At 35.1% G+C, this 8138-nt stretch carries 9 protein-coding genes; 5 read left to right on the plus strand and 4 right to left on the minus strand.

Annotation, left to right across the window (positions count from 1 at the left end):
* The 4 genes from Q0A18_RS12750 to Q0A18_RS12765 form a co-directional block, all read right to left on the minus strand.
* A partial coding sequence (locus Q0A18_RS12750; protein ID WP_292010533.1) for a sigma-70 family RNA polymerase sigma factor occupies positions 1 to 561 on the minus strand: 561 nt, incomplete at its 3' end.
* A 196-nt stretch (positions 562 to 757) separates the two neighbouring features.
* On the minus strand, positions 758 to 1249 hold the full coding sequence (locus Q0A18_RS12755) for a hypothetical protein (RefSeq protein WP_292010534.1): 492 nt from the start codon (positions 1247 to 1249) through the stop codon (positions 758 to 760).
* Between the two features lie 83 nt (positions 1250 to 1332).
* Positions 1333 to 2613 (minus strand): methionine adenosyltransferase, encoded by a 1281-nt coding sequence (gene metK, locus Q0A18_RS12760; protein ID WP_292010535.1) that lies wholly within the window; start codon positions 2611 to 2613, stop codon positions 1333 to 1335.
* Between the two features lie 219 nt (positions 2614 to 2832).
* A complete protein-coding gene (locus Q0A18_RS12765; RefSeq protein WP_292010536.1) occupies positions 2833 to 3780 on the minus strand; it encodes a LysR substrate-binding domain-containing protein in 948 nt (315 codons plus the stop codon).
* 129 nt (positions 3781 to 3909) lie between these two features.
* Here Q0A18_RS12765 and Q0A18_RS12770 point away from each other — a divergent pair, with 129 nt between their 5' ends.
* The 5 genes from Q0A18_RS12770 to Q0A18_RS12790 form a co-directional block, all read left to right on the plus strand.
* Entirely contained in the window at positions 3910 to 5397 is a 1488-nt protein-coding gene (locus Q0A18_RS12770; RefSeq protein ID WP_292010537.1) for a catalase, read from the plus strand.
* 101 nt (positions 5398 to 5498) lie between these two features.
* The gene (locus Q0A18_RS12775) at positions 5499 to 6266 is read left to right on the plus strand and encodes an enoyl-CoA hydratase-related protein (RefSeq protein ID WP_292010538.1); all 768 of its coding nucleotides are present in this window, start codon (positions 5499 to 5501) and stop codon (positions 6264 to 6266) included.
* Positions 6267 to 6295: 29 nt separating this feature from the next.
* On the plus strand, positions 6296 to 6727 hold the full coding sequence (locus Q0A18_RS12780) for a dCMP deaminase family protein (RefSeq protein WP_292010539.1): 432 nt from the start codon (positions 6296 to 6298) through the stop codon (positions 6725 to 6727).
* A gap of 5 nt (positions 6728 to 6732) precedes the next feature.
* On the plus strand, positions 6733 to 7641 hold the full coding sequence (gene xerD / locus Q0A18_RS12785; RefSeq protein WP_292010540.1) for a site-specific tyrosine recombinase XerD: 909 nt from the start codon (positions 6733 to 6735) through the stop codon (positions 7639 to 7641).
* Positions 7642 to 8138: NUDIX domain-containing protein (locus Q0A18_RS12790; RefSeq protein ID WP_292010541.1), on the plus strand; the 497-nt coding region annotated here is incomplete at its 3' end.

An 8138-nucleotide genomic window follows, 5' to 3' on the forward strand; every position in this document is an offset into this window, starting at 1 on the left:
CATTATTTTTCTAAGATTAATAAGAGCATATCTCACTCTTCCTAAAGTAGTATTAATACTCATATCCGTATGGTCCGCAATTTCTTTAAAGCTTAAGCCGTCAAAAAAACGTAATTTAATTACTTCCTGCTGATTTTGAGGAAGATACTGCAGCATTTTCATTAAATCACTCTGTATCTGGTTAGTAACGAGCTGATCTTCAATATTCTCAGAGGGATCCCTGAGTAAATCAAAAATAGAATACTCATCACTTTCAAATGTAGTTTCTGATACTTTAACATTCTTGGATTTCACCCTGAAATGATCAATAATAAGGTTATAAGCGATCCTTTTTGCCCAAAGGATAAATTTACCTTCTTCATTATAACGCTTCTCTTTAAGCATTATAATAATCTTCATAAAGGTATCTTGAAAAACATCATTGGCAAGATCTTCATCATTAATTTTATAAAAAATAAATGTGAAAAGTTCTTTTTGATAACGATGAATAAGTATTGATAAGGCTTCTTCGTCTCCTTCCTGGTAACGAGAAATCAATAAGCTATCCGTTTCTGATTTCATAACTTTCTTCTCTTTATATTATTTGTGTACAATCTTCTTTGTCCAAGCATACTACTTGGTGTTAGCTGTAAAAACAAAACAGTTTTAAGAGTAGAGTTAAATCAATAGGCGAATACGGTTTACGGATGTAAATATAAAAAAAAATTAACAACTGTTAATCATTTATTAAATTTTTATAAAAATATATTAAGAAAAATCACTTAAACATATCATGAATGAAGACAGTCGGGATATTCAGTGTCAAGTTAACATTTACACCTTTGAGCTGTTTCCCGTTGAGCTCTGCATTTCCTACAGGAAAAGCATAGCCCGCTGTAAGGTCTAAAATCCCAAAGAGCGTAACACCTACTTTGGGAGCAATATATTTGGTAGTCCCTTCTGCCCCTATAAGAAAATAATAAGAATGATAGAAATCCACATCTTTTTCAAAATTAAGCAAAACATCAGCCTGCAATTTAGGCATGATAGCAAATTCGGAATAGGTGGAACCCATCAGAGCAGAGCCTCCAAGTCTATATATTACATCATCATTTTTCAGAAATAGCAACTTACCTCCTAATTCTCCAAAACTCTGATTCTGATACACATACCCTGCACTCACCAAGGTATGCATCGTATATTGCGCCTTCATAAAAGTACACGAAAGAAAGAGGGAAACAATAAATACTACAAGTCTAAGGTTCATCATCTCAAATTTAAATTGACGTAAATTTAAAAAAAACTGCTCTATCCGGTTAAAGATAAAGCAGCTTATTATATTAAAAGAAAAAATTAAATTCCAAAAGCGGCTTTAATTTCATCTACTTTATCAAGTTTTTCCCAGGTAAAGAACTCAAGGTCTTTGATAGTAAGCTCATTTTTATGTCCCTTATTGAAAGTCTTATCGGCTTTATAATGCTCTTTACCCATATGTCCGTAAGAAGCGGTTTCCTGATAAATAGGATTTCTTAATTTAAGATTCTGCTCAATAGCATAGGGTCTCAAATCAAAAATAGAAGAGACTTTTTTAGCAATTTCTCCGTCATGCAGGTCTACCTTTGCTGTTCCATTGGTATTGATATATAAACCACAAGGCTCTGCAACACCGATAGCATAAGAAACCTGTACCAAAACTTCATCTGCAACTCCAGCAGCTACTAGGTTCTTAGCAATATGCCTTGTAGCATAAGCAGCACTTCTGTCTACTTTAGATGGATCTTTACCTGAAAAAGCACCACCTCCGTGCGCTCCTTTTCCACCATAAGTATCTACAATAATTTTTCTGCCTGTAAGACCCGTATCTCCGTGAGGACCTCCAATTACGAATTTTCCTGTAGGGTTAATATGATACTTAATCTGATCATTAAATAACGCTTTAATATCATCACTTTGCTTAGCCACTACTCGTGGAATCAGAATATTCTTGATATCTTCTCTAATTTTTTCAAGCATTACTTCTTCTGTTCCGAAATCATCGTGTTGAGTAGAAACTACGATAGAATCAATTCTGATTGGTTTATGGTCATCAGAATACTCAATGGTCACCTGGCTTTTAGCATCAGGACGTAAATAACCGATTTCTTTATTTTCTCTTCTTACATCAGAAAGTTCTTTAAGAATCGTATGAGCTAGATCTAAGGCAAGCGGCATATAGTTAGCAGTCTCATTCGTAGCATATCCGAACATCATTCCCTGGTCACCAGCTCCCTGAGCATTTGCCTTACTTTCAAAAGACTCATCTGATACAGCTCTGTCAACTCCCTGATTAATATCAGGAGACTGCTCATGGATAGCAGAAATAACACCACAAGAATCGCCATTAAACATATATTCTCCTTTCGTATAACCAATTCCGTTGATCACTTCACGTGCAATACTCTGAACATCAAGGTAAGCATCAGACTTTACCTCTCCTGCCAAAACGACCTGCCCCGTAGTCACTAATGTCTCACATGCTACTTTCGAAGATTTATCATAGGCTAAAAAATGGTCAATTAAAGCATCTGATATCTGATCGGCAACTTTATCCGGATGCCCTTCTGAAACTGATTCAGACGTAAATAAATAAGACATATTAATTCTTTATTTTAAATTAAAATTAAGAAGAAAATTTGTAGAAATACCCAGAAAGCTCAAAAGAAATACTGTTTTAGCTTTTTTTACAGAGGTTGCAATCAGGTCAAATTTTTCCTCATTTCATAAACAGTGCAAAGTTAAGTACTATTTTTAATACTTAAAAATTTATCTTACTATTTATGATTATTTATAATATAAGATATGATCTGTTCGACATTATTGAGGCTTAACACTCACATATTCTTTAGGATTCTCATTATAATTAAGTCTTCCTTTCAAAGAATTCTGAATAGAAGCACTTAGCTCATCAATAATCTTTTGTTTAAATGTAGGTTTATAATAAATAATACTGATCTCTCTATATGGGAAGGGCTTCTTAAACCTGTATACCTTTTTCTTCTGTTCCTCGGAAAGCTGGCTTAAAGCCAGTTCAGGCAATATACTTATCCCTCCTACTTTATCCACCATATGGACAAGTGTCTGAATATTGGAGGCCAGGAAATCAAGATTTTTTGGTTTCAAGGTATTTTCTTTCAGATGACAGATATTTTCAAACTGACTTCTCAGACAGTTTCCCTCTTCCAAAAGCCATACCTTTTCAACATTCAATTCTTCCGGAATAATATAAGAGTTCTTCTTAGTTTCCGTATCAGAACTATAAAGCATAAGTTCTTCATTGAACAGGAACTCCTGATAGAATTCATCAGCAGTATCGTATGGTGTAGAAATAATTCCAGCATCAAGTTCACCAGCTTTTAGAGCTTTGATGATGTTATCAGTTGTCATCTCTTTCACATTCATCTGAATTTTCGGGTTATCTTTCAAAAACTGGAAAATTTCAGTAGGCAAAATAAATGAAGATACGGTAGGAATAATTCCGATATTAATTGTTCCTCCCAGAATATTATTTAGCAGATTAGCTTTATTCTTCAGTTCATTTACAGACTCTATAATTACTTTAGCCTGATCGATAATCTGAAGCCCTACATCTGTTGTTCTGATAGGGTGAGTTGTTCTGTCAAAAACCTTTACATCCAGTTCATCCTCAAATTTCTGTATCATTGCACTTAATGTAGGTTGCGTAATGAAGCATGCTTGAGCTGCTTTACCAAAATGCTTATACTTATCGACAGCGATAAGATATTCCAATTGCTGAATGTTCATCTGATTAATATTATCTATTACAAAGATATAATGTTTTTGTTATAAGCAATCAAAAATTCGAGTAAATTTGATAATTATTAAATATATTGCCTGCTCTCGAAGATTCGCAATCATTCAAATCATAACTATATGGATTCTAAAAAATTAACATTAAGTAACGGAGCCCCTTATTTTGAACATCAGGATTCTCAAACGGTAGGAACAAGAGGTCCGGTTCTTTTACAGGATTTTATATTGCAGGAAAATCTGGCTCACTTTGTGAGAGAAAGAATTCCGGAAAGGATTGTCCACGCTAAAGGTAGTGGAGCATATGGAAAGTTCACAGTAACACACGATATTTCAAAATACACCAAAGCAAAATTATTCTCGAAAGCAGGTAATAGCTGCCGCATGTTTGCCCGTTTTTCTACTGTAGGAGGAGAAAAAGGAAGTGCTGATACCGCCAGAGATCCTCGCGGTTTTGCTTTGAAATTTTATACGGAGGATGGAAATTGGGATTTGGTTGGAAACAATACGCCGGTATTCTTCATTAAAGATGCTAAAAAGTTCCCTGATTTCATCCATACTCAAAAAAGAGTACCTAAAACCAATTTAAAAAGTGCTACTATGATGTGGGACTTCTGGAGTTTAAATCCTGAATCTCTTCATCAGGTGCTTATTCTGATGTCTGACAGAGGCACTCCCCACGGATACAGACACATGCATGGATTTGGTTCTCATACCTACTCCATGATTAATGAAAACAACGAAAGAACTTGGGTTAAATTCCATATCAAAACAAAACAGGGAATTAAGAACTTTACTAACGAAGAAGCTATAAAAATGGCTGGTGAAAACCCTGATTTTGCACAGGAAGATCTTTGTAATGCTATTGAAAACGGAGATTTTCCTAAATGGACCATGTACATTCAGGTCATGACGGAAGAGCAGGCAAAAGAATTCAGATGGAACCCTTTTGATGTGACTAAAGTCTGGTTCCAGAGTGACTTCCCTCTTATAGAAGTAGGAGAAATGGAGCTCAATGAAATACCGGTAAATTATTTTGCCCATGTAGAGCAATCTACATTCTCTCCATCGAACCTGATTAACGGAATCAGCTTCTCTCCTGATAAAATGCTTCAGGGAAGATTATTTTCTTATCCGGATGCACACCGTTACAGAGTCGGAGTCAATGCCCACCAATTGGAAGTTAATAGATGTCCATTTGCTGTTAATAATTATCAGCGTGACGGATTTATGGCAGATTCCAAAGATTATGGAGATCAGCCTAACTACCATCCCAACAGTTTTGATGATATCCAACCAGACTCATCATATAAAAACTTTGAATACGAACTGGATAGCACGCACGTAGCCAATTATAACAGAAATGAGAATGATGATGATCATTATACTCAACCGGGTCTTCTTTATACCAAAGCAATGAATGCTGAGGACAGGGAGCATCTTATTCATAACATTGTGGAAAGCATGAAGGGGATCAACGGACCTAAGAAAGAGGAGATTATAAATCGGCAAATCTGTCATTTTTTCAGAGCTAATATTGAGCTTGGCATGAAAGTGGCATCACAGTTAGGCATCAATATTGACGCAAATATGATGAACCATTTTAAATAAGAATATCAATAATATTATTTGAGAAAATAGGAAAAAGTTGGTATTTTTTCCTATTTTCTTAATTTTTTTTCATAATTTGCCACAATAATTTAATACAAAAGATGAGTTACGAAAATATATTATTAGTAAAAGAGGATAAAGTATCAATTATTACCATTAATAGGCCTGAAAGTTTAAATGCTTTAAATGCTAAAACAATTAAGGAACTCAGTCTTGTATTAGATGAATTAAATTCAGACCAATCCTGCAGGGTAATTATTATTACCGGAAGCGGTGAGAAATCATTTGTTGCAGGGGCAGATATAAAGGAATTTTCTGATTTTGGAACACAGCAAGCTGAAGAACTGGCAAGAAAGGGACAAGACATTTTATTTAATAAAATTGAAAATATGTCTAAACCGGTGATTGCAGCAGTAAACGGGTTTGCTTTGGGCGGTGGTTTGGAACTGGCAATGTCTTGTCATATTCGCTATGCCTCAGAAAACGCTAAGCTTGGACTTCCTGAGGTTACGTTGGGATTGATTCCCGGCTACGGAGGAACACAAAGGCTGCCTAAGCTTGTTGGAAAAGGGCTCGCTAATGAGCTCATCTTCTCAGCGAAAATGATTCCGGCTCAAAGAGCCAAAGAGATAGGATTAGTTAATGAAGTATACCCTATAGAGGATTTATTATTGAAGGCTAAAGAATTAGCCGGTATAATTTCCAGAAATTCACCCATGGCAATATCGAGAGCGATAAATGCCGTAAACTTATCAGACACTGATAAAGGATTTACCACTGAAATTAGATATTTCGGGGAGCTTTTTGAATTGGATGATAAAAAAGAAGGAGTTTCTGCTTTCCTTGAAAAAAGAAAGCCCAACTTCTAAAAATTATAAAAAATTATTTCGAAATAACAATGATGCTGTATAATAAGTTTGACAAAGCTTATCTAAAAATGGCCCTGGAGTGGGCAAAGCTATCCTACTGTAAAAGAAAACAAGTAGGAGCTCTTATCGTAAAAGATAGGATGATTATTTCAGATGGTTACAATGGTACTCCATCGGGTTTTGAAAATTGTTGTGAAGATGACAATGGAAAAACACACTGGTATGTATTGCATGCAGAGGCCAATGCAATATTAAAATTAGCAAGCTCAACCCAATCTGCTAAAGGTGCAACGTTATATTTAACGCTTTCACCATGCAAAGAATGCAGCAAGCTCATTTTACAGGCGGGAATTTCCAGACTTGTCTACATCAATGAGTATTCGGATGATGATGGGATATCATTCTTAAGAAACCATAACATTGAAATAATACAAATATCGGATTGTGAATTAAAAAAATAACACAAATGACTTGGGATGAAAAAATTAGGGATTTTGAAATCTTTCTTCGTTTCGAAAGAAATTTTTCAGAAAACACTCTTGATGCCTATATTAGGGACATCAGAAAATTGAAAGAATATGCCGAAGAATATCTGGAGAATGTCGGACCAGATAAAATCGCATATGAGAACTTACAGGAGTATATTTTTATGCTCTCTAAACAGAAGTTCAGTGAACGCTCACAAGCAAGATGGATTTCTTCCATAAAAGCTTTTTTCAAATTCTTAGTTGAAGACGAAGCAAGAGAAGATAATCCTGCAACATTGCTTGAAGGACCAAAACTAGGTTTGTATCTACCGGATACATTGAGCCTCATAGACATCAATAGAATTATTGAGGCTATAGAGATCAATTCGGATCTGGGTAAGAGAAACCAATGTATTATTGAGGTTCTCTACGGATGTGGACTCCGTGTATCCGAACTTATTGATTTGAAGATCTCAAACATCAATTTCAAAGAACATTATATTAAAGTAGACGGAAAAGGAAATAAAGCAAGGTTTGTTCCTTTAGCTGAATACACTTCGAAATTATTGAAAGACTTCATATTGGAGGTACGTCCAAAAAGTAAGATCAACAAAAAATATGAAGACTGGTTATTCCTCAATAGTAGAGGAACTTCCATGTCCAGAGTAATTGTTTTCCTTATCATTAAGGAACTTACTGATAAGGCTGGTATAAGTAAAAAAATATCTCCGCATACCTTCAGACACTCTTTTGCTACTCATTTGTTACAGAATGGAGCAGATTTGCGTTACATTCAGGAAATGCTGGGACATTCAAGTATTACAACTACTGAAATTTATACCCACCTGAAGACCGAAGAACTTCGGGATGTGATACTTAACTATCACCCGAGAAACATTAATGCTTAAATGAAAGTACTGAAATATTGCCCTAATTGTGGTAAAGAATCCTTGCATTGGGATGGTGAAAAAAAATGGAGTTGTCCCAATTGTAATTTTACATTATATAATAACGTAGCCGGAGCTGTAGCTGTTGTAATCAGATACGAAAATGAAATCTACCTAACCAAAAGAAACAGAGATCCTAAAAAGGGAAAACTTGATCTGGCCGGAGGTTTCGTTGATCCAAGAGAAAGTGCGGAAGAAACATGTAAAAGGGAGCTATTTGAAGAACTGCAATTGGATATTGATATTTCAAAACTTACTTATTTGGCGAGCTTACCCAATGTATATCAATACAAAGAAATCGATTATAATACCATTGATTTATTCTACGAATACAGGGTTTCAGAAAAATTTGAAGTGAATCTTGAGCTTTCTGAAATTTCAGAGGCTCAGTGGATTCCTTTACATGAACTTAATCTGGAGGATATTGCTTTTGATTCTCAGAAAAAGTTTTTCAAAGA

It is taken from the genome of Chryseobacterium sp., assembly GCF_022712095.1.
In the GTDB taxonomy this organism is placed as follows: domain Bacteria; phylum Bacteroidota; class Bacteroidia; order Flavobacteriales; family Weeksellaceae; genus Chryseobacterium.